20 protein-coding genes are annotated in these 22,126 nt (G+C 60.9%); 19 read left to right on the top strand and 1 reads right to left on the bottom strand.

Annotated features, from left to right (window positions below; all coding sequences use genetic code 11):
• Positions 1-312: 312 nt before the first annotated feature.
• The 12 genes from ACODTY_RS07775 (at position 313) to trmB (ending at position 13,043) form a co-directional block, all read left to right on the top strand.
• Positions 313-2,493: a malate synthase G gene (locus ACODTY_RS07775; RefSeq protein WP_488993708.1), complete on the top strand. Its 2,181-nt coding sequence runs from the start codon at positions 313-315 to the stop codon at positions 2,491-2,493.
• 4 nt (positions 2,494-2,497) lie between these two features.
• Positions 2,498-3,175, top strand: a complete 678-nt coding sequence (gene tsaB, locus ACODTY_RS07770; protein ID WP_488993707.1) for a tRNA (adenosine(37)-N6)-threonylcarbamoyltransferase complex dimerization subunit type 1 TsaB — start codon at positions 2,498-2,500, stop codon at positions 3,173-3,175.
• A gap of 22 nt (positions 3,176-3,197) precedes the next feature.
• A complete protein-coding gene (rimI, locus tag ACODTY_RS07765; protein ID WP_488993706.1) occupies positions 3,198-3,692 on the top strand; it encodes a ribosomal protein S18-alanine N-acetyltransferase in 495 nt (164 codons plus the stop codon).
• Positions 3,693-3,710: 18 nt separating this feature from the next.
• Entirely contained in the window at positions 3,711-4,538 is an 828-nt protein-coding gene (olsA, locus tag ACODTY_RS07760; RefSeq protein WP_488993705.1) for a lyso-ornithine lipid O-acyltransferase, read from the top strand.
• A gap of 43 nt (positions 4,539-4,581) precedes the next feature.
• Positions 4,582-5,982 (top strand): tRNA (N6-isopentenyl adenosine(37)-C2)-methylthiotransferase MiaB, encoded by a 1,401-nt coding sequence (miaB, locus tag ACODTY_RS07755; RefSeq protein ID WP_488993704.1) that lies wholly within the window; start codon positions 4,582-4,584, stop codon positions 5,980-5,982.
• 84 nt (positions 5,983-6,066) lie between these two features.
• The gene (locus tag ACODTY_RS07750; RefSeq protein WP_488993718.1) at positions 6,067-7,059 is read left to right on the top strand and encodes a PhoH family protein; all 993 of its coding nucleotides are present in this window, start codon (positions 6,067-6,069) and stop codon (positions 7,057-7,059) included.
• A gap of 34 nt (positions 7,060-7,093) precedes the next feature.
• Positions 7,094-7,585, top strand: a complete 492-nt coding sequence (ybeY, locus tag ACODTY_RS07745) for an rRNA maturation RNase YbeY (RefSeq protein WP_488993703.1) — start codon at positions 7,094-7,096, stop codon at positions 7,583-7,585.
• A gap of 27 nt (positions 7,586-7,612) precedes the next feature.
• Positions 7,613-8,686: a hemolysin family protein gene (locus ACODTY_RS07740; protein ID WP_488993702.1), complete on the top strand. Its 1,074-nt coding sequence runs from the start codon at positions 7,613-7,615 to the stop codon at positions 8,684-8,686.
• A gap of 84 nt (positions 8,687-8,770) precedes the next feature.
• Positions 8,771-10,363 (top strand): apolipoprotein N-acyltransferase, encoded by a 1,593-nt coding sequence (gene lnt, locus ACODTY_RS07735; protein WP_488993701.1) that lies wholly within the window; start codon positions 8,771-8,773, stop codon positions 10,361-10,363.
• Between the two features lie 139 nt (positions 10,364-10,502).
• Complete coding sequence (locus ACODTY_RS07730; protein ID WP_056235634.1) at positions 10,503-10,922, top strand: helix-turn-helix domain-containing protein; 420 nt, start codon at positions 10,503-10,505, stop codon at positions 10,920-10,922.
• A 136-nt stretch (positions 10,923-11,058) separates the two neighbouring features.
• Positions 11,059-12,324, top strand: a complete 1,266-nt coding sequence (gene metK, locus ACODTY_RS07725; RefSeq protein ID WP_488993700.1) for a methionine adenosyltransferase — start codon at positions 11,059-11,061, stop codon at positions 12,322-12,324.
• Between the two features lie 17 nt (positions 12,325-12,341).
• A complete protein-coding gene (trmB, locus tag ACODTY_RS07720; RefSeq protein ID WP_488993699.1) occupies positions 12,342-13,043 on the top strand; it encodes a tRNA (guanine(46)-N(7))-methyltransferase TrmB in 702 nt (233 codons plus the stop codon).
• Positions 13,044-13,082: 39 nt separating this feature from the next.
• Here trmB and ACODTY_RS07715 read toward each other — a convergent pair whose 3' ends face one another.
• A complete protein-coding gene (locus ACODTY_RS07715) occupies positions 13,083-13,247 on the bottom strand; it encodes a hypothetical protein (RefSeq protein ID WP_488993698.1) in 165 nt (54 codons plus the stop codon).
• A 281-nt stretch (positions 13,248-13,528) separates the two neighbouring features.
• Between ACODTY_RS07715 and rimP the strand changes: the two genes are divergently transcribed.
• From rimP to corA, 7 genes are all read left to right on the top strand, one after another.
• On the top strand, positions 13,529-14,164 hold the full coding sequence (gene rimP, locus ACODTY_RS07710) for a ribosome maturation factor RimP (RefSeq protein ID WP_488993697.1): 636 nt from the start codon (positions 13,529-13,531) through the stop codon (positions 14,162-14,164).
• 44 nt (positions 14,165-14,208) lie between these two features.
• The gene (nusA, locus tag ACODTY_RS07705) at positions 14,209-15,801 is read left to right on the top strand and encodes a transcription termination factor NusA (protein ID WP_488993696.1); all 1,593 of its coding nucleotides are present in this window, start codon (positions 14,209-14,211) and stop codon (positions 15,799-15,801) included.
• A 32-nt stretch (positions 15,802-15,833) separates the two neighbouring features.
• Positions 15,834-16,484 (top strand): RNA-binding protein, encoded by a 651-nt coding sequence (locus ACODTY_RS07700; protein WP_488993717.1) that lies wholly within the window; start codon positions 15,834-15,836, stop codon positions 16,482-16,484.
• Positions 16,481-19,069 (top strand): translation initiation factor IF-2, encoded by a 2,589-nt coding sequence (infB, locus tag ACODTY_RS07695; protein WP_488993695.1) that lies wholly within the window; start codon positions 16,481-16,483, stop codon positions 19,067-19,069. The genes ACODTY_RS07700 and infB overlap by 4 nt, the downstream gene beginning before the upstream one ends.
• A gap of 108 nt (positions 19,070-19,177) precedes the next feature.
• Entirely contained in the window at positions 19,178-19,585 is a 408-nt protein-coding gene (gene rbfA / locus ACODTY_RS07690) for a 30S ribosome-binding factor RbfA (RefSeq protein WP_488993694.1), read from the top strand.
• Positions 19,585-20,544 (top strand): tRNA pseudouridine(55) synthase TruB, encoded by a 960-nt coding sequence (gene truB, locus ACODTY_RS07685; protein WP_488993693.1) that lies wholly within the window; start codon positions 19,585-19,587, stop codon positions 20,542-20,544. The genes rbfA and truB overlap by 1 nt, the downstream gene beginning before the upstream one ends.
• Before the next feature lie 33 nt (positions 20,545-20,577).
• Positions 20,578-21,672, top strand: a complete 1,095-nt coding sequence (gene corA / locus ACODTY_RS07680) for a magnesium/cobalt transporter CorA (RefSeq protein ID WP_488993692.1) — start codon at positions 20,578-20,580, stop codon at positions 21,670-21,672.
• Positions 21,673-22,126: the final 454 nt, after the last annotated feature.

The following is a 22,126-nucleotide window of genomic DNA, read 5'->3' as shown; positions in this document are numbered from 1 at the left end:
AGCAGGCCGAAGGCCGTTGCGGAGACCCTAGGATCCATGCCGTGACATCGCGGCAACGCGTAAAGGGTGCAAAGGAAAGCTCATCATTCTGAGCCGTCCTACCCCCACAATCCTCACGGCATGGATCCTCGGGTCGCGCCTTTCGCTGCGCTCGGGCTTGCCCACGAAGGGAAGCGCCGAAGAGAACGAGGCGAAAGGGCGCTGTGCCCCACGCCTCACTCTATCGGATCATTGACCCTTTGGCCCTGTCATGCCAAAGCCCCCGCATCGAAGCCACCCACCTTTTCGGGTGGTGCCTGCGGAGAATTCTAAATGACGGACCGGATCGAGATCGCCGGGTTGCGCATCGCGCGCCCCTTGCATGACTTTGTTGTCGGCGAGGCGCTGAAAGGCAGCGGCATCGAGGCGGAGAAATTCTGGGCCGGCTTTTCTGAAATCCTCCACGACCTAGCGCCGAAGAACCGGGCGCTGCTGGCCAAGCGCGACGACCTGCAGGCACAGATCGACCAGTGGTATCGCAACAATGGCGCGCCGAACGACATGGAAGCCTACAAGGCCTTCCTGCGCGAAATCGGCTACCTCGTGCCGGAAGGCCCGGCCTTCTCGGTCACCACCGAAAACGTCGATCCCGAGATCGCCGTGGTCGCCGGACCGCAACTCGTCGTGCCGGTCATGAACGCGCGCTATGCGCTGAACGCCGCCAACGCCCGCTGGGGCTCGCTCTACGATGCGCTTTACGGCACGGATGCCATTTCCGACGACGGCGGCGCGGCCAAGGGCAAGGGCTATAACCCCAAGCGCGGCGCCAAGGTCATCGCCTGGGCGCGCGCCTTCCTCGACGAGGTCGCCCCGCTGGTGTCCGGCTCGTGGAAGGACGTGGCGGAACTAGCCGTCTCCGGCGGCCGCCTTAAGGTTTCGCTCGAGGCCGGGCCGACGGCGCTGAAGGAGGCCGCGCGCTTTGCCGGCTGGCGCGGCGAGGCGGGCAATCCAGCCGCCGTGCTGCTTACGAAAAACGGCCTGCATGTCGAGATCGTCATCGACCGCAACAGCGTCATCGGCAGGACCGACAAGGCCGGCATTTCCGACGTGGTGGTCGAGTCCGCGCTCACCACCATCCAGGATTGCGAGGATTCCGTCGCAGCCGTCGATGCCGACGACAAGATCGCGGTCTACACGAATTGGCTCGGCCTGATGCGCGGCGACCTGTCGGAAGAGATCGCCAAGGGCGGCAAGTCCTTCACCCGTCGCCTCGCCGCCGACCGCACCTACACCGCGCCGAACGGCAGCGAGCTGGTGCTTCCCGGCCGCGCCCTGATGCTGGTGCGCAATGTCGGCCACCTGATGACCAATCCGACCATCCTTTTGTCCGATGGTTCGGAAGTTCCGGAAGGCATCATGGATGCGGCGATCACCGCGCTCATCGCCTTGAACGACATCGGCCCAAGTGGCCGCCGCGCCAACTCGCGCAAGGGTTCGATGTATGTCGTCAAGCCCAAGATGCACGGGCCGGAGGAAGTTGCCTTCGCCGTCGAGATATTCGACCGCGTCGAGGCCCTCGTCGGGCTTGCGAAAAACACCATCAAGATGGGCATCATGGACGAGGAGCGGCGCACCACCGTCAACCTCAAGGAATGCATCCGCGCGGCCTCGGCGCGCGTCGCCTTCATCAATACCGGCTTCCTCGACCGCACGGGCGACGAGATCCACACCTCGATGGAAGCCGGCCCGATGATCCGCAAGGGCGACATGAAGCAGGCCGCGTGGATCGGCGCCTACGAGAACTGGAACGTCGATACCGGGCTGGAATGCGGCCTTGTCGGCCATGCCCAGATCGGCAAGGGCATGTGGGCGATGCCGGACCTCATGGCGGCGATGCTGGAACAGAAGATCGGCCACCCCAAGGCAGGCGCCAACACCGCCTGGGTGCCGTCGCCGACCGCTGCCACGCTGCACGCCACGCATTATTTCCGCGTCGATGTCCACGCCGTGCAGGAAACCCTAAAAAGCCGTCCCAAGGCCAAGCTCGACGACATCCTGTCGATACCTGTCGCCACGCGGCCCAACTGGACCCCGGACGACATCCAGCGCGAGCTGGACAACAATGCGCAAGGCATCCTCGGCTATGTCGTGCGCTGGATCGATCAGGGCGTAGGCTGCTCCAAGGTGCCCGACATCAATGACGTAGCCCTGATGGAAGACCGAGCCACCTTGCGCATTTCCTCGCAGCACATGGCCAACTGGCTGCGCCATGATGTCTGCACCAAGATCCAGGTCATGGATTCGCTCCAGCGCATGGCCGTCATCGTCGATCACCAGAATGTCGGCGATCCGCTCTATAAGGCGATGGCTGCCGATTTCGACACCTCGATCGCCTTCCAGGCCGCTTGCGATCTGGTGTTCAAGGGCGCCGTCCAGCCGAGTGGCTACACCGAGCCGATCCTCCACGCCCGTCGTCTGGAGCTGAAGGCCGGGCAGAACGGGGCGAATACCTAACCGTATGATCGTCCTTGCCATCGATTGCTCCGCCAGTCTCTGCGCCGCCTGTGTCTATGATGCGACAGCCGGTCGCGAGCTTGGCCGTCAGGTGCTCGACCTCGGCAAGGGACACGCCGAGCACCTGATGTCGGTGATCGCCGAGGCACTGGGGCGATCCGGCGCGACCTACGCCGATCTTTGCCGGATTGCCGTCTCAGTAGGCCCGGGCTCTTTCACCGGCGTCCGCGTCGGTGTTTCCACAGCGCGTGGCTTGGCCTTGGCGCTGAAAATTCCCGCCGTCGGCGTTACCACGCTTGATGCGCTGGCGACCGAAACTGCCATCAAGTTCCCAAGTCGCGCAGTGCTTGCTGCCCTCGATGCCGGGCGTGGTGAAATCCACGCCGCGCTGTATGATGATAAGATGCAGCTTCGATTTGGGCCCGCTGTGACGACGCTGGAAGAGATCACCGAAATGGCAGTCAGTTCGCAGGCGGTTCTGAGCGGCACGGCAGCCGGTCTCGTCGCAGGCACAGCCGGTAAATCTTTCAACCGTGGTCCGGTTGGGGCAACAGCCGATATCGCCACCTACGCTCGCCTCGGCGCGGCCAGGGAGCCGGCCGAAAAGCCTGCACCTGTCTATCTGCGCGAAGCCGACGCGAAACCGCAGGCAGGCTTTGTGTTGCCGAGGGCGAGCCCTTGATGACTGCCAGGGACAGGGCCTAATGCGGATTCCGTTCCTGACGCCCCGTCGGCGCGACTACGTCCTTGAGCCGCTTTCAACGACCGATAGCGGTGCGTTGTCCATGTTGCATCAGGAAGACTTCGTGCGGCCATGGTCCGATGCGGAGTTCGCAACATTGCTTGAGCAGGATACTGTCTTTGGCTATGCGGCGCGCGAGGTCGGGCAGGGCGGTCGCTCGCCGGTCGGTTTCGTATTGGCCAGGCTTGCCGCCGGCGAGGGCGAAATCCTCACCGTAGCAGTCGCCCGCTCACACCGCAGACAGGGCATCGGCTGGCAGTTGATGGATGCCGTATTGCGCGAACTGCATTCCGAGCGTGCCGAGGCTCTGTTTCTCGAAGTCGACGAAACCAATGGCGCGGCAATAGCACTCTACCGGCGGTTAGGATTCGGTGAAGTCGGCAAGCGACCGAACTACTACCGCTCTCCCGAGCATGGCCCAACTGGTGCGCTGGTCATGCGCCGCGATCTTCGCTGAAGAAAGGCCATAGGCTCAATGATGGCCAAGATCAGGACCTTTCTGGCGCTGATGTTCATTGCGATAACCACGCTGCTGCTGGTGCCGCTGCAACTCATATCGATGAAGATCGGCTTGTGGCGCGAGACCGTCATCCTGAAAATCTGGCACAAGGCGGTCCTTAAAACGCTTGGTATCCGCGTCCATGTAACCGGCGCGCTGTCGTCCGAGAGACCGTTGCTCGTGGCCGCCAATCACGTCTCATGGACTGATATCTCCGTGCTCGGCTCCATGTCGGATGTCCGTTTCATCGCCAAGGCCGACATGGCGGGCTGGCCGTTGATCGGCTTTTTGTCGAAGCTGCAGCGCACTGTGTTCATCGAGCGTGAGCGCAAGCGCAAGTCTGGCGACCAAGCCAGTGAGATCGCGGGCCGGTTGGCCAATGGCGATGCCATGGTGCTGTTTGCCGAAGGAACGACTGGCGACGGCAACATGGTGCTGCCTTTCAAGAGCACGCTGTTCGGTGCCGCTGCGATGGCGATCTCGGGCGGCGGGGCGGAAGAGGTTTTCGTTCAGCCGGTTGCGATAGCCTATACGCGTTTGCATGGCCTGCCGCTCGGCCGTCGGCACAGGTCTCATGCCGCTTGGATTGGTGATCAGGATCTGGTGCCGCACGTCAAGGACCTGCTGGCGGAAGGCGCGTTGGATGTAGAGGTTCATTTCGGCGAACCGGTTGCATTTTCATCCGCGTCGAACCGCAAGCAGACCGCGCGCACTATGGAGGAGCAAGTCAATATAATGCTCCAGCAGGCTCTGCGTTCACCTCGCGCCAGCCGACCCAGTGTCGCGGCTCGGTCAAAGGCATAGAATCGGCTGTTTTTTGCTGCCGAAAAACGTTAGAAGCCGCCCCATGGAACTGGAAACCACAATCATCAACGAAGACCACACGCCGCTGGAAAGTGCGTCTGGCGCGCCTAAGAAGGTCTTCGTGAAGACCTATGGCTGCCAGATGAACGTGTATGACTCCCAGCGTATGACCGACGCGCTTGCGGCTGACGGCTATGTTGCGACTGAAGCCATGGACGATGCCGATCTGGTCCTTCTGAACACGTGCCATATCCGTGAAAAGGCGGCCGACAAAGTCTACTCGGTGCTTGGCCGTCTCCGCGATCTGAAGTCGGAAAGGGCGGACGCTGGACGTGACCTTACGATCGGCGTTGCAGGTTGCGTCGCCCAGGCCGAGGGTGGCGAAATCCTGCGGCGCTCGCCTTCTGTCGATCTGGTCGTCGGCCCCCAGACCTACCACCGTTTGCCCGAGATGCTTGCCAAGGTTCGAAACGGCGAAAAGGTCGTCGAAACCGAATACGCGATCGAGGACAAGTTCGAGCATTTGCCTCAGCCGAGGCGCGCCGAGGTCATCAAGCGCGGCGTCACAGCCTTCCTGACCGTGCAGGAAGGCTGCGACAAGTTCTGCACGTTCTGCGTTGTGCCCTATACGCGGGGTTCGGAAGTTTCGCGCCCGGTCCACCAGATCGTAGCCGAGGCCGAGCGCCTTGCCGAAGCTGGCGTGCGTGAAGTGACGCTGCTTGGCCAGAACGTCAACGCCTGGCATGGCGAAGGGCCAGATGGCAGCGAGTGGGGCCTTGGCCGGCTTCTTCACAGGCTTGCAGAGATCAAAGGTCTTGCCCGCCTTCGCTACACAACCAGCCACCCGCGCGACATGGATGAAGACCTCATCGCTGCGCATCGTGATCTGGATGCGCTGATGCCGTATCTGCATCTCCCTGTGCAGTCAGGTTCGGACCGCATTTTGAAGGCTATGAACCGTCGCCACAAGGCAAGCGACTATCTGCGGTTGATCGAGCGTGTTCGCGGCGCACGCGCCGATATCGCCATGTCCGGTGACTTTATCGTCGGCTTCCCGGGCGAGACCGAGGCGGATTTCGAGGCGACGATGCAAATCGTGCGCGAGGTGGGCTACGCCTCCGCTTTTTCGTTCAAATACTCGCCGCGTCCCGGCACGCCCGGCGCGGAAATGGACGGACATGTCCCCGAAGACGTCAAGGACGAGCGGTTGCAGCGCCTGCAGGCGTTGTTGACCGAACAACAGCAGGACTTCACGCGAGGCATGGTTGGGCGCACAATGGCAACCTTGATCGAGAAGGCTGGCCGTCAGGCCGGGCAGAAGGTTGGGCGGTCACCGTGGCTGCAGCCGGTTATTATTGATGAAATGGCCGCGGAAATCGGTGACATTATTGACGTGCGAATCACGAAGACTGGCTACAATAGCCTGTTCGCCGAGCCGGCCTGACGGGCCCCGGCAGATGAGGAGAGACGGTTGAGCGCTGCCGATCTGAAGAACGTGTCCTCCAAGCTGGAAACGGGGGCATCGGACATGGCGCACATCGTTCTGACCTTCGACAATAACAAGCTTGCGAGCGCCCTTTACGGTCAGTTCGATGAGAATTTGGCGCGGCTTGAGCAGAAGCTCGGCGTCGATATCCGTTCGCGCGGCAACCAACTTACCATCAAGGGCTCGTCGTCATCCGCGGAACAGGCTAGGAGAGCGCTCGATAGCCTATACGACATTTTGCAGAAGGGCATCGATATCGGCCAATCCGACGTCGACGGCGCAGTGCGTATGGCGGTCGCTGCCGACGACCAACTCACGCTGCCGACATTGGAGCGAAAGGGCAAAGTGTCAGCCGCACAGATTTCTACCCGCAAGAAGACCATCTATGCCCGCTCGCTCAATCAGGATGCCTATATGCGGGCGCTTGAGCGCTCGGAACTGGTATTCGGCATCGGCCCCGCGGGCACGGGCAAGACCTATCTGGCGGTTGCGCACGCCGCAATGCTGCTTGAACGCGGTATGGTTGAACGCATCATCCTGTCCCGACCAGCCGTGGAGGCTGGCGAGCGGCTGGGTTTCCTTCCCGGCGACATGAAGGAAAAGGTCGACCCCTATCTGCGCCCACTCTACGACGCCCTTTACGATATGATGCCGGGCGACAAGGTTGAACGGGCCATCGCTGCCGGTATCATCGAGATCGCGCCGCTTGCCTTCATGCGCGGCCGCACGTTGGCGCACGCAGCCGTCATTCTCGATGAGGCACAAAACACCACTCAAATGCAGATGAAGATGTTTCTGACGCGTCTGGGTGAGAATTCGCGTATGATCGTCACCGGCGACCCGACCCAGATCGACTTGCCGCAGAACACGCGATCCGGCCTCGTAGAAGCGTTGCGTGTTCTTGATGGGGTTCCGGGTATTATCACCGTGCGCTTCAATGATGTCGATGTCGTGCGTCATCCGCTGGTTGGCGAGATCGTCAGGGCCTACGACCGCGATGGTAAAGTCTCGCGCGGCCTTGGCGTGGAAGGCTGATTTCGGCTCTCAAATGCCCACTGGCAAACCATCTATGACTATGGCGCTTGCCCATCCTCTCGACATCGATCTTCTGGTCGAGGCGGGCACTTGGCCGGAAGAGGACGTGTTAAAACGTCTGGTTGACCGTGCCGCAGGTGCTGCATTTGCCGAAATTGGATCGGTTTGGTCCGGAACCAGCGAACTCAGCATCGTTTTTTCGGATGATGCCAACATCCGGGAACTGAATGCGGGTTGGCGAGGAAAGGACAAGCCGACCAATGTATTGTCCTTCCCAGCCTTTCCAGTTTCCGGAGGCGGTTCGCTACCACCGATGCTCGGCGACATAATTCTTGCCGCCGAAACGGTTTCGCAAGAGGCCGAACTGGAACGAAAGCCGCTCGAGAACCACATTAGCCATCTCGTTGTCCATGGCCTCCTGCATCTTTTAGGTTATGATCACGAGACCGATGCCGAGGCTGACGAAATGGAAGCAGCCGAGCGCGCAGCGCTGGCAAGGCTTGCCATTCCCGATCCCTATGCGTAACTACATGCACAAATTGACCGGACGACGATGAACGACACACCACAGACCGCCGCCCACCCAGACGACGGCAGTGCGGGCAAGCCCCACGAAAATGCGGACGAGGACCCTAGTCCTAGTACCAGGCCCGGCAGCGTAGCGGTTGACGTCACACCTGCCGGCCCTTCCGTATTCGAACGACTGATTGGGCTGTTCAGGCATCGCAACGGTACCACGCTGCGCGAAGAGATTGCGGATGCTCTGGCCGAGACCGCGAGCGGAGCGGGTTCATTCTCCCCCGGCGAACGGGCGATGCTCAACAATATCCTGCGTCTGCGCGAAGTACGCGTCGAGGACGTCATGGTCCCGCGCGCTGACATCGAGGCTGTAGAGGTCACGACAACGCTTGGAGACCTTCTTGCGGTTTTCGAGCAGTCGGGCCATTCGCGCATGCCGGTCTACGCCGAAACGCTCGACGACCCACGCGGCATGGTCCACATCCGCGATGTGCTGGCTCATATAACCCGCAGCGCGCGCGGCAAGAAGCGCCGCACGACCCGCAAGCAACCGACCGGCGCGGAGCTTGATCTCGCACAGGTCGATCTGACGCGCACCATTGGCGATCTTGGGCTGATGCGGCCTGTCTTGTTCGTGCCGCCTTCAATGCTCGCCTCGGATTTGATGGGACGCATGCAGGCGGCGCGCACCCAGATGGCACTGGTGATCGACGAATATGGCGGCACGGACGGTCTCGCATCGCTCGAAGACATCGTCGAGATGGTCGTCGGCGACATCGAAGATGAGCATGACGACGAAGAGCCGATGGTCACCAAGGCCGGCGATGGTGTCTTCATCGTCGACGGCAAGGCGGAGATCGACGAAGTTGCGGCGATGATCGGCGAGGGGTTCGCCGCTGGCGAGCATGGCGAGTCCGTCGATACGATTGGCGGCATGATCTTCAACACGCTTGGCCGTGTGCCCGCGCGCGGAGAGGTTGTGCAGGCAATCCCAGGATTCGAATTCCATGTGCTCGATGCCGACCCACGACGGGTCAAGCGGGTGCGTATTGTGCAGGTCCTGAAAGGTGATCGGCGCAAGCGCGTCGCCCGTGCCGAGCAGGCCTGACCTTTTTGCTGGCCAACCGGCGTTGGAGTGAAGGCTGTGGCCTGATAAATCTTCTCTCGTGATTCGCGCGAATCGGAAGATTTCATGGAGCGCCTGGCGGGCCGGATAATTCTGCTTTGGGGATGGCGTCGTGCCTTTGTGGCGTTCCTTGCCGGCGCCTTTGCCGTCTTGGGCCAGGCGCCCTACGACTTCTTTGCCGCCTGTTTCGTTTCCTTTCCGATCCTTGTGCTGTTGCTCGACGGCGCTACTGGCGATGCATCGGCTGGACAAATCCGGCGGCTGCGCCCGCCTTTTGCTGTCGGTTGGTGGTTTGGCTTCGGCTATTTCCTTGCCGGTCTCTGGTGGATCGGAGCAGCTCTTCTCGTCGAAGCTGAAAGCTTTGCGTGGGCGCTTCCCTTTGCCTTTGTCGGCGTTCCGCTCGTGCTTGCCTGCTTTTATGGTTTCGCAACGGCTGTCGCCCGGTTGCTTTGGAGCAGCAATATCGGGCGCATCGCGGCTCTGGCATTCGGTTTCGCGCTCGCGGAATGGCTGCGCGGTTTTGTCTTCACTGGCTTTCCCTGGAACGCCGTTGGCTATGCGGCGATGCCGGTGCCGTTGCTTATGCAAAGCGTGTCCGTGGTCGGCATGAACGGCATGAATGCGCTGGCGGTGTTCGTTTTTGCGCTGCCGGCATTGCTTGCCAATCGTCAGAATCTTCGCCTTGGGATCGTCCTGTTCGCGGGCCTTGCCATTGCCGATGTGGGGTTTGGTTATTATCGGCTTACCAAACCTGCGCCAGATGCGGTTCAAAGCCTCGACGTCCGCATTGTTCAGCCTGCTGTCGATTTGAGCGAGAAGTGGGACAAGGCGGTACGCGACCGCATCTTCTCCTCGCTTCTGGAACAGTCGGCCAAGCCACCCCTGCCAGGGCACAGCAAACCCAGGTTGATCATCTGGCCGGAAACTGCCGTGCCATTTCTGTTCAACGAGAGGCCCGATGCGTTTTCAGCGCTGGCTGAAACGTTGGATGACGGCCAGATGCTGCTGGCAGGTATTGTGCGTGAAGAGGCGGCCGTGGCTGGCGCCTCCGATGATCGCTACTACAATTCGGTTGCGGCAATTAACGACCGTGGCGAGATCGTCGATGCGGTGGACAAGGTCCATCTGGTTCCGTTCGGAGAGTATATTCCATTCGCCGACCTGTTCGGCCGCATCGGTTTGGAGCAAATTGTTGCGGGCCCCATGAATTTTGCAGCAGGCAACGAGCGTCATGCCGTCGCGCTGCCTGGCGGCCTGATGGCGCTCCCCTTCATTTGCTACGAAGTCATTTTCTCCGACCTGGTAGCAGTTGACGCTACGTCATCTGAGCTTATTGTGAATGTAACCAATGACGCATGGTTCGGAAATACACCGGGCCCCTACCAGCATTTCAGGCAGGCTCAGGTGCGGGCGGTCGAGAACGGAATTCCTTTGTTAAGGGCGGCTAACACTGGAATTTCCGCGGTCGTGGATCAAAGGGGGAGAATTGTCGACGCTTTGGCGATCGGCGCGAAGGGGGAGATCGACGTTCAGCTACCGGTATACCGGTTGGAGGCGGTTTCGGTCGGTCAGCGGCGCGTTAACGGATTGCTGACGGTGCTGCTGTTTGCTGCCGCATCTCTTGTTGTGAACGTAAGACAAAGACTACGTGCGAATTGACAGCCCGTATATTAGAAATCCATATAGTAGCCGCCTGACAATTTTTGGTGCGCATTGGCAAGTTTCATTGGGGTCGCTTTGGCCGGACGCCTTCAGGCATAAAAACAGAACAATGCCGGAAAAATTCGGCGAGGAAAAAATGGTAGAAGAAAACAAAAAGAAACCAAACCCAATCGACATTCATGTAGGCGGCCGCATTCGGCTACGTCGAAATATGCTTGGAATGAGCCAGGAAAAACTAGGCGAAAACCTGGGAATTACGTTTCAGCAGATTCAGAAATATGAAAAGGGCACAAACCGTGTGGGCGCCAGCCGGTTGCAGGCGATCGCATCGATACTGGAGGTTCCGCCTGCCTTCTTTTTCGAAGATGCGCCTGGCCATGAACCTTCCGCGGGTCGAGGCTTTGCAGAAGATTCGTCGATGAATTCGGTGATGGAGTTCTGTTCCAGCACGGAAGGCCTGCAACTCAACCGTGCATTTGTGAAAATCACGGACACCAAGGTGCGTCGCCGAATCCTTGACCTGGTGAAATCGCTTTCCCAGGACGACTTCGATTAGGGAATCTCCTTGCAGGACTTTGCGCCATCAATGGTGTTATCCGTTGGTGGGCATATTGCTTGACGAGTCGTAGCGCACACCGCTAACAGGTGTCGCGCTTTTCGGCGCGCCTGATATTTTCGAGAGGGGACACCCCGTGAGCCGCGAGAATTACTTCTTCACCTCTGAATCGGTGTCAGAGGGCCATCCCGACAAAGTTTGCGACCGCATTTCCGATGAGATCGTCGACCTCGTCTATCGGGAAGCGAAAAAGACTGGAATGGACCCATGGAAAGTCCGCGTCGCCTGCGAGACGCTTGCAACGACCAATCGAGTCGTGATTGCCGGCGAAGTGCGCGTCCCTGACACGCTTTTGAAGAAGGATAAGTCCGGCAACATCGTCAAGGATGGTTCGGGTCACGCCGTCATCAACCCCGCCAAGTTCAAGTCGGTTGCCCGCAAGGCGATCCGCGAGATCGGGTATGAGCAGAGCGGCTTCCATTGGAAGACGGCGAAGATCGACGTCCTCCTGCACGGCCAGTCCCCGGATATCGGCCAAGGTGTTGACAACGCTTCTGACCGCCAGGGCGAAGAAGGAGCGGGCGATCAGGGCATCATGTTTGGTTATGCCTGCCGCGAGACGCCAGACCTTATGCCCGCGCCCATTTACTACAGCCACAAGATCCTCGAATTGCTGGCGTCCGCACGGCACGAAGGCAAGGGCGAAGTCGGTAAGCTCGGCCCGGATGCCAAGAGCCAGGTTACCGTTCGATATGCGGACGGCAAGGCAGCCGAAGCCACCCAGATCGTTCTTTCTACCCAGCATCTGGATGGAAGTTGGGATTCGCACAAGGTGCGCAAGGTCGTCGAGCCCTACATTCGTGAGGCGCTGGGCGACTTGAAGATCGCTGACAACTGCAATTGGTATATCAATCCAACCGGCAAGTTCGTGATCGGCGGGCCGGATGGCGACGCCGGCCTGACCGGGCGCAAGATCATCGTTGACACCTATGGTGGCGCTGCCCCGCACGGCGGAGGTGCTTTCTCGGGCAAGGACACCACCAAGGTTGATCGATCCGCTGCGTACGCGGCGCGCTATCTGGCTAAAAACGTGGTTGCGGCGAAGCTCGCGGATCGCTGCACAATCCAGCTTTCATACGCCATTGGCGTTGCCCAGCCGTTGTCGATCTACGTTGATCTGCACGGCACCGGCAAGGTTGACGAGGCTGTTTTGGAGAACGCGCTGCGCCAGGTCATGGACTTGTCGCCATCGGGCATTCGTCGGCACCTCGACCTCAACAAGCCGATCTACGCGAAGACGACGGCCTATGGTCATTTCGGCCGCAAGCCCGGCCGCGACGGATCTTTCTCTTGGGAAAAGACTGACCTCGCCAAAGCACTCAAGGAAGCCATCGCCGCTTGAAGGCGGTGGCGCGCCCCGTGACCGCTGAAGAACGACCCAAACGCGCCAGCGAGGCCTTTTTCGGCCGTCGTCGCGGCAAGACTATACGTCCGGCTCAATCGACAGCATTGGAGCGCGGGCTGGCTCGTTACGGGCTTGATCTGTCTAACCCGACGCCGGCCGATCTGCGCCAGCTCTTTCAGGCGCAGGTGGGCGCCGTGCGCCTGGAAATCGGCTTCGGTGGCGGTGAACACCTTCTACATGAGGCGATTTCTACGCCGGCGACCGGCTTCATCGGGGCCGAACCGTTCGTCAACGGCATGGCCAAGATGATGACGGCGCTGGAAAAAGAGCCGCTCGAAAACATCAGGTTGTTCGACGAGGATGCGACCCGGCTGTTGGACTGGCTGCCGGCAGAATCGCTTGACGGCATTGACCTGCTTTACCCGGACCCATGGCCGAAGAAGAAGCATTGGAAGCGGCGATTCGTCAGTAAGATCAATCTGGACCGCTTTGCGCGGGTTCTGCGGCCCGGTGCGCAATTCCGGTTCGCGTCCGACATTGACACCTATGTCAACTGGACGCTCCTGCACTGCCGTGCCCACGCTGCTTTCCAGTGGCAGGCCGGCCATGCAGGTGATTGGAATCGACCTTACCACGGCTGGCCCGGCACTCGATACGAGGCCAAGGCGATCCGCGAGCGAAGGTCCCCGGCCTATCTCACTTTCATTCGAAAGTGAGGCACCACACCGCCTAAGTTCCGGCAGGACGGCATCGCATCAATAGTAGCGGATCTTGTCGAAAACACGCGGATCAATGCCGAGGTCGGCAAGGTGCTGGGCGCGCGGCTTGCGACCGGCTTCGACTGCTCTCGACACGGCGACCGCGCTGCCGAACGTGATGAACAGGTCTCCGATTGCCGCCAATGCGTTGCGCTTGGTCATGATCTTGTCTCTTTCCGGCGCTCTGCGCGCCGTCCATGTTGCATTGCAATATAAATAGGACGCGGCGGCAAAACCGGAATACCAGTTTATACATATGCGCCCTGCGCTAGGCGCATCGCTGGCAAATTTTCCACCCAACCCGGAGCCTTGCGGTCTTCGGCCTTGAAACACTGCGGCGGATCGTTTATATCGCGATCAAATTCTTGGTCGGTATGACGAAGAGTGGGTCCACCCGGTCCCGCTCTTTTTTATTACCTGCCGGAGCAAATCGATAGGATCGAATGACAGTGACAGCAGGCGAGGCGAGTGGTGACGATCGTATCATCCGCGAAAGCGGAATTGATGCGCGCATTGCCATGATCATCCAGCCGGTTCTGCGTGGCATTGGCTTTCGGCTGGTTAGGGTTCGGCTGTCGGGCCAGAGCGGGCTGACGCTTCAGATCATGGCCGAGCGCGACGATGGCACCATGACGGTCGAGGACTGCGAGGAAGTCAGCCGCGCCATATCGCCGGCGCTGGACGTGGAAGACCCGATCGAAAAGGCGTATCATCTTGAAGTGTCGTCGCCCGGCATCGATCGTCCGCTGGTGCGCAAATCGGACTTCACCACTTGGCTGGGTCATTTGGTGAAGATGGAGACCTCCACTCTCGTCACCGACCGTAAGCGCTTCAAAGGTAAGATCGCCGAAGCTGACGAAGAGGGCATTTTGATCCAGCGTGATCAGGCTGCTTATGGCGAATCGCCGAGCGTGCGCGTGCCTTACGACGCCATTGCCGAAGCGCGCCTCATCCTGACGGACGACCTGATCCGCGACGCGCTTTCGAAGGACAATCGCGCGCGCAAGGAAGCCAGGAAGCGCCATGCCGAGCACGACGATGCGCCCGAAGGCGACGACGACAACGAACAGGAAGATTGATTGAGCTGCCGCGATGGATTGCGGCAAAGTTCAGGGAGAAAGACATGGTTGTAAGCGCCAACAGGCTTGAACTGCTGCAGATCGCTGATGCGGTCGCGCGTGAAAAGTCGATCGATAAGCAGATCGTCATCGATGCGATGGCCGACGCCATCCAGAAGGCTGCTCGCTCGCGCTATGGCCAGGAGACCAATATCCGCGCCGACATCAACCCGCAGACCGGCGAGATGAAGCTTCAGCGCCTGATGGAAGTGGTCGAGAAGGTCGAAGACTACGCGACCCAGATCGCACTGGTTTCGGCGCGCGAACGTAACCCCGACGCTCAGCTAGGCGACTTCATTGCAGAGCAGCTTCCGCCGATGGATTTCGGTCGCATCGCCGCGCAGTCGGCCAAGCAGGTCATCGTCCAGAAGGTGCGCGAAGCCGAGCGCGACCGTCAGTATGACGAATACAAGGACCGTATCGGCGAGATCGTTAACGGCACTGTCAAGCGCGTCGAATACGGCAATGTCATCGTGGATCTGGGCCGTGGCGAGGCGATCATTCGCCGCGACGAACTGATCCCGCGCGAGAATTACAAGTATGGCGATCGCGTGCGCGCCTATGTCTATGACGTCCGTCGCGAACAGCGCGGCCCGCAGATTTTCCTGTCGCGTACGCATCCGCAGTTCATGGCCAAGCTCTTCACGATGGAAGTGCCGGAAATCTATGACGGTATTATCGAGATCAAGTCTGTGGCGCGTGATCCGGGCTCCCGCGCCAAGATCGCTGTGATTTCCCGCGATAGCTCGATCGATCCGGTCGGCGCTTGCGTTGGTATGCGCGGCTCGCGCGTCCAGGCGGTTGTCGGCGAGTTGCAAGGCGAGAAAATCGATATCATTCCATGGTCGCCATCGGCCGCATCCTTCATCGTCAATGCGCTTCAGCCGGCAGAAGTTGCCAAGGTCGTGCTCGATGAGGATGCGGAGCGCATTGAGGTTGTGGTGCCGGACGATCAACTTTCGCTGGCCATCGGCCGTCGGGGCCAGAACGTGCGCCTTGCCTCGCAGTTGACCGGATGGGACATCGATATCCTGACCGAGCAAGAAGAGAGCGAGCGCCGCCAGAAGGAGTTCGTAGAACGCTCCAGTCTTTTCATGGAGGCGCTCGACGTCGACGAGATGGTTGGCCAGGTGCTGGCTTCCGAAGGCTTCACCAGCGTCGAGGAAGTGGCTTATGTCGACTCCGACGAAATTTCGTCCATCGACGGCTTCGACGAGGATACGGCCAGCGAAATCCAGACCCGCGCCCGCGAATATCTGGAAAAGATCGAGGCCGAGCAGGATGCCAAGCGCAAGCAACTCGGCGTGCTGGACGAGTTGCGTGAAATTTCCGGCATCACCACCGCTATGATGGTCACACTTGGCGAGGATGGCGTGAAGTCTATCGAGGATTTCGCCGGCTACGCCGCCGATGACCTGACGGGTTGGAAAGAGCGCAAGGACGGCGAGACCAAGGTCTATCCGGGTGTATTGGCAAGCCATGGTGTCACCCGCGCCGACGCAGAGCAGATGGTTTTGGCTGCGCGCCTCAAGGCTGGCTGGATTTCCGAGGAGGAAGCCCAGGCCGAGGCAGCCGATGCCGAAGCCGCCGGTGCGTGACGTGAGCCGGACCGGAGCAACCCTTGGCCGAGATGAACGATCGCACCTGCATCGTCACCAGAAAGACCGCCGACGCGGATGACCTGATCCGTTTCGTCGTCGGCCCGGACTCGGCCGTCGTTCCGGACATAAAGAGAAACCTGCCCGGCCGCGGTTGCTGGGTCACCGCCGACCGCCTACATATAGACAAGGCGGCGGCGAAGGGGTTGTTTTCGCGCGCCTTCAAAACAAAGGTTGCCGTGCCCGCTGAACTTGGCGGCATGGTTGAGGGCCTACTCGAAAAGTCGGCCTTGGGCATGCTCGGCCTCACCCGCAAAGCAGGCTCGATTGTTCTCGGTGCCACCAAGGTCGAGGCCGCCGTGCGCGACGGCACAGCCCTGTTCGTCATCCATGCTGTCGAGGCGTCCCCCGATGGTGTGCGCAAGATCAGCCAGGCTCGTCGTGCAACAGTCCATCTCGGTGGCCCTGCGATCAATGCCTACAAACTTTTCTCCGAGGCCGAATTGGGTTTGGCATTGGGGGGCACAAATGTGATACATGCTGCCGTTCTCGCGGGAGATGCGGGCAAGGCGGCTCAGAAGCGCATGGTTGCGCTCGACCGTTACCGGGGCGGTACCCCGGACGATCTGGCGATGCTTGCGGCCGTCGCTGGCGAAGATGACGCCGCAGAGGATATGGAATGAGCGATACGAAATCGGGTGACGACAAGACGTTGAGCGTGACACCGAAGAAGACCTTGACGCTGAAGCGGCCGGGCCTGGAGCAGGGCATGGTGCGCCAGAACTTCTCGCATGGCCGCAGCAAGTCGGTCGTTGTCGAGACCAAGAAGCGCAAGTTCAACATTCCCGGTGAAAAGCCGGAGCAGCCGCCGGCTTCCGTCTTTACGCCGAAGCCGACGCCGCCTGCTCCTGTTCCGACGCCCGCTCCGACCCCTGCGCCCACACCTGTGGTAGCCGAAGCGCCGAAAGCGCCCGCGCCGGTGCCGCCTGCAGAGCGCCTGGTTCTGAACGAACTGTCGCGTGGCGAGATGGAAGCGCGCCGCCGTGCGTTGGAGGGTTCCAAGGCCCGCGAGGCGGAGGACCGCCAGCGCGCGTCCGATGACGCCAAGCGCCGTGCCGAAGAAGAAGAGCGCCGTCGTCGCGAACGCGACGAGTCGGCTCGTCGTCAGGCCGAGGAAGAGGCCCGTCTGCTTACCGAAGCCGAGGCGCGCCGTAGGGCTGAGGAAGAGGCTCGCCGCCGCGCGCCGCAAACTGCCGACATGGCTACAGCCGACGACGACGTCAAGCCAAAGCGCCCGGCCGCTGCCGGTGCGCCGGTGCGCCGTCTGGTCACGCCAGAAGTTGCTCGCCCCGCCAAGCCTACGAAGGGTGAGGAAGATCGCCGGAGAGGCAAACTCACGCTGAATGCGGCGCTGTCGGACGAAGACGCGAGAGCGCGTTCGCTTTCGTCCATGCGTCGCCGTCAGGAGAAGTTCAAGCGCGCGATGCACAACGAGCCGCGCGAAAAGGTGATGCGTGAAGTGATCCTGCCTGAAACCATTACGATCCAGGAATTGGCACAACGCATGTCCGAACGGGCAGTCGACGTGGTCAAGTTCTTCATGAAGCAGGGTCAGATCATGAAGCCGGGCGACGTCATTGACGCCGACACGGCCGAATTGGTTGCGACCGAATTTGGTCACACCGTGCGCCGCGTCGCGGAATCCGACATTGAAGAAGGCCTTTTCAACATCGCCGACAATGCCGAGGATCTGGTCTCGCGCCCGCCTGTGGTGACGATCATGGGTCACGTCGACCACGGCAAGACCTCGCTGCTTGATGCAATCCGGCAGGCCAACGTTCAGTCAGGTGAAGCCGGCGGCATCACGCAGCACATTGGTGCCTATCAGGTGGAGAAGAACGGTCAGAAGATCACCTTCATCGACACCCCCGGCCACGCGGCCTTTACGGCAATGCGTGCACGTGGTGCGCAGGCTACCGACATTGCCATCCTGGTCGTTGCAGCAGACGACAGCGTCATGCCTCAGACGATTGAATCGATCAGCCACGCAAAGGCGGCTGGTGTTCCGATCATCGTGGCGATCAACAAGGTCGACAAGCACGAAGCCGATCCGCAGAAGGTACGCACCCAGCTTCTCCAGCATGAGGTGTTCGTCGAATCGATGGGCGGTGAAGTGCTCGACGTCGAAGTGTCTGCCAAGACCGGCAAGGGCATCGACAAGTTGCTCGAGGCGATCCTGCTGCAGGCCGAAATCCTCGACCTCAAGGCGAATCCTGATCGTACCTCCGAGGGCGTTGTCATCGAGGCGCAACTCGACAAGGGCCGTGGCCCCGTGGCAACCGTCCTGGTGCAGACCGGTACGCTCATGCCGGGTGACATCATTGTGGCCGGCAACGAATGGGGCCGCGTCCGCGCGCTGGTCAACGACCGTGGCGACCATGTCATGGAGGCACCGCCGGCCATGCCCGTGGAAGTGCTGGGCCTTCAGGGCACGCCGCACGCCGGTGACCGTTTCGCTGTCGTCAACAACGAAGCCCGGGCTCGCGAGATCACCGAGTATCGTCAGCGCAAGGCGCGCGACAAGGCTGTGGCCAAGCATGCCGGCCAGCGCGGTTCGCTCGAACAGATGATGTCGCAACTGCAGACAAGCGGCTTGAAGGAATTCCCGCTGGTCATCAAGGGCGACGTGCAGGGTTCGATCGAGGCTATCGATGCAGCGCTGGACAAGCTCGGCACCGACGAAGTGCGCGCCCGCATCGTGCATTCGGGCGCAGGCGCAATCACCGAGAGCGACGTCACGTTGGCGCAGACTTCCGGCGCCGTGATCCTCGGCTTCAACGTGCGCGCCAATGCGCAGGCGAGGGCGGCGGCAGAAGCTGCCGGCATCGAAATCCGCTACTACAACATCATCTACAGCCTTGTGGATGACATCAAGGATGCGATGTCGGGCCTGTTGTCGCCGGAGCGCCGCGAGACGTTCATCGGCAATGCGGAAATTCTCGAGGTGTTCAACATCACCAAGGTCGGCAAGATCGCCGGCTGCCGTGTCACCGAAGGCAAGGTCGAGCGTGGTGCGGGCGTTCGCCTGATCCGCGACGATGTCGTCATTCACGAAGGCACGTTGAAGACGTTGAAGCGCTTCAAGGACGAAGTCTCGGAAGTCCCGGTCGGCCAGGAATGCGGCATGGCGTTCCAGAACTACGAGAACATCCAGGCCGGCGATGTCATCGAGTGCTTCCGCGTCGAGATGGTGGCGCGCAGGCTCTAGTCTGCCGGCAGGACCAAGGTTTGAACGAATGGCGGCCTTTGGCCGCCGTTCGTCTACATGAGGCGAGGTGCGGTCCAACCCCGGCTTCGCGTTTTCAGGATTGAAGAAATGTCCCATTCCAGCAAGTCCGGCCCATCGCAGCGCATGCTGCGCGTCGGCGAACAGGTGCGCCACGCGCTCGCCGAAATGCTCCAGCGCGGTGAAATCCGCGACGACCTGATCGAGACGACGGTCGTTTCGGTCTCGGAAGTGCGCATGTCGCCTGATCTCAAGATCGCGACTGCCTTTGTCGCGCCGCTTGGCGCCAAGGACGACGACGCGGTCGTCGCGGCGCTGAACCGCAATGCCCGTTTCATTCGCGGGCGCATGTCGCCGGCGCTGAGGCAGATGAAATACATGCCTGAGTTCCGCTTCCGGCTCGATACGAGTTACGACAATTTCCAGAAGATCAATGAGCTTCTCCATTCACCGGAAGTGGCGCGCGATCTGGGTCACGACGACGAGGGTGAGAAATAGTGGGGCGTCGAGGCAAGAAGAAAGGCCGGCCCGTTTCCGGTTGGGTGGTGCTGGACAAGCCTGTCGGCATGGGTTCGACGGATGCCGTTTCCAAGGTGAAGTGGCTGTTCCAGGCCGAAAAGGCCGGTCATGCCGGCACGCTCGATCCGCTCGCTTCCGGCATGTTGCCCATCGCGCTCGGCGAAGCGACCAAGACCGTCCCCTACGTGCAGGATGGGGCGAAGATTTATCGCTTCACCGTTGCCTGGGGCGACGAGCGCTCGACGGACGATCTTGAGGGTCCGGTCACCAAGAGTTCGGACAAGCGACCGGCGGAAGCCGAGGTTCGCGCGCTGCTGCCGAAATACACCGGCGTCATCATGCAGACGCCACCGCAGTTTTCGGCCATCAAGATCGCCGGCGAGCGGGCTTACGATCTCGCACGTGAAGGCGAGACGGTGGACATCCCGCCGCGTGAGATCGAAATCGGCCGTCTCGACATCGTCGAGCACAAGGATGGCGGCACGCTGTTTGAGATCGAATGCGGCAAGGGCACCTATGTGCGTTCGCTGGCCCGCGACATGGGGCGCGATCTCGGCTGTTTCGGCCATATCGCCGATCTGCGCCGCATGGAGGTCGATCCTTTCACGGCAGACGATTTCGTCACCATTGCCGAACTTGAGGCCGCCCGCTTCGGCGACCAGCCTCAGGCAGGGGAAGAGGCGGCCGAGGCCCCGCTGGATTTTTCCGCCATCGACGCGCTTCTGGTCGACACGGTTGCGGCGCTGGATTGCCTGCCGCAAGTGGCGATCAGCGACGATGCAGCGACCAAGATCAGGCTCGGCAATCCGGTCGTCATCCGTGGCCGCGATGCGCCGGTGGAGGCCGAGGAAGCGTGCGCGACCGCACGCGGAAGGCTTGTTGCCATCGGCGCCATCGAGCAGGGGATGTTCAAGCCGAAGCGGGTTTTTGCCGGGTAAGCCGGGTTGCGCGCGCCAAGGGTCGGTCTCGCCATGACGAAGACGGAAACCACTGTGAAGAAAGCCCGCTCCCGGCGCAGACGCTCGCCGGTCGGTGCTTCGCCTGGAACATTGATCGCCGATCCGGCAGCGCAACGGTCGGAATTGACTCTGACCCTGATCGCGCCGGACAAGCACAAGACGATCCCCAACGCCAGCATTGACGACCTGTTGAAGCACTGCGACCGGTGGCCCATGGTCTGGCTCGATTGCAGCGGCCTCGCCAATATCGAGCTCATCGAGGAAATCGGACGTATTTTCGGCCTGCATCCGTTGGCGCTTGAGGATGTCGTCAACACCGGCCAACGGCCGAAGGTGGACTTCTTCGAGGACCATGCCTTCGTTGCGGTCAGCATGATCGACGACGCCGCCTCGCATCGCTACGAACAGATTTCGGTGTTCTTCGGCGAGAAGTTCGTCATCACCTTCCAGGAACGTGCCGGCGACCCGTTCGACCCGGTGCGCAAGCGCATTGCGGCGCCCTTGCCGAACCGGCTGCGCCAGCGCAGCGCCGATTACCTTGCCTATGCGCTGATCGATGCCGTTGTGGACAGCTACTTCGCTCCGGTCGAGGCGGCCAGCGATGTCGTCGAGCACATCGAAGACGCCATGCTGAAATCGCCGCAGAAGCAGCAGATGCAGTCGCTGCACGCGTTGCGGCGCAACACCAATGGGCTGAAGAGCGTGCTGTGGCCGCTGCGCGATGCGCTGGCGACGCTGATCCGCAACGACGTGCCTTATGTGAAGGCCGAGACCAAGGTGTTTTTGAACGACACGCTCGATCATTGCATCCGCCTGATCGAGCTGGTCGAGACGCAGCGCGACGCGATGACCGGCCTGATTGAAATGCATTTGTCGCTCAGCCAGGCTCGCACCAACGATGTCATCAGCCTGTTGACGATCGTCTCGGCGATTTTCATTCCGTTGACCTTTCTGGTTGGCGTCTGGGGCATGAACTTCGACCCTGACACCTCGCCTTGGAACATGCCCGAACTGCGCGCCTATTATGGTTATCCGGCAGCACTTCTGTTCATGGTGACGGTCGCCGTCAGCCTGTTCGTCTACTTCAAATGGAAGAAGTGGCTGTAGGCCGAGGGCCTTCTGCATCGTTGTCTCACTGCCGGTTTGTCACGGAATGGATCCCGGACAGCATCGCCATCGCTTTGCTCGGCTCGCTTCCGGGATGACGCGGGCATTTTGCGCTTCGTCATCCCAGGGTCTGCGCAACGGCCTTCGGCCTGCTCCGCCCTAGGATGACGAAGAGATGGGTGTGCTTGTTCATCACCACGCCCGCTTTCGCGTCTGGCCATTGTCAAAGAACTGACCTTTGCTTGTGAAGCGCAGGTCGGGAGGACGGGCGGCCGTTCGGTCGCTCGTTTAGATAAAGTATGCGGCCTCGCGGCCGCCCGTCCGGTGTCTGTCATCCAGTCGACCGGTCCCAAGATCGTCCGATGGGTCTCACCCTGTCGCGACGATCAGGCGAAATGCGCCTCCTGCCGCCACGGGTTCTCTTTCCTTTGTCATGGAAAGCCCGCCGCAGGAC

This window comes from Mesorhizobium sp. FG116 (assembly GCF_057809835.1).
Note: the sequence above shows the minus strand (reverse complement) of the source record. Positions and strands in the feature narration are given on the sequence as shown.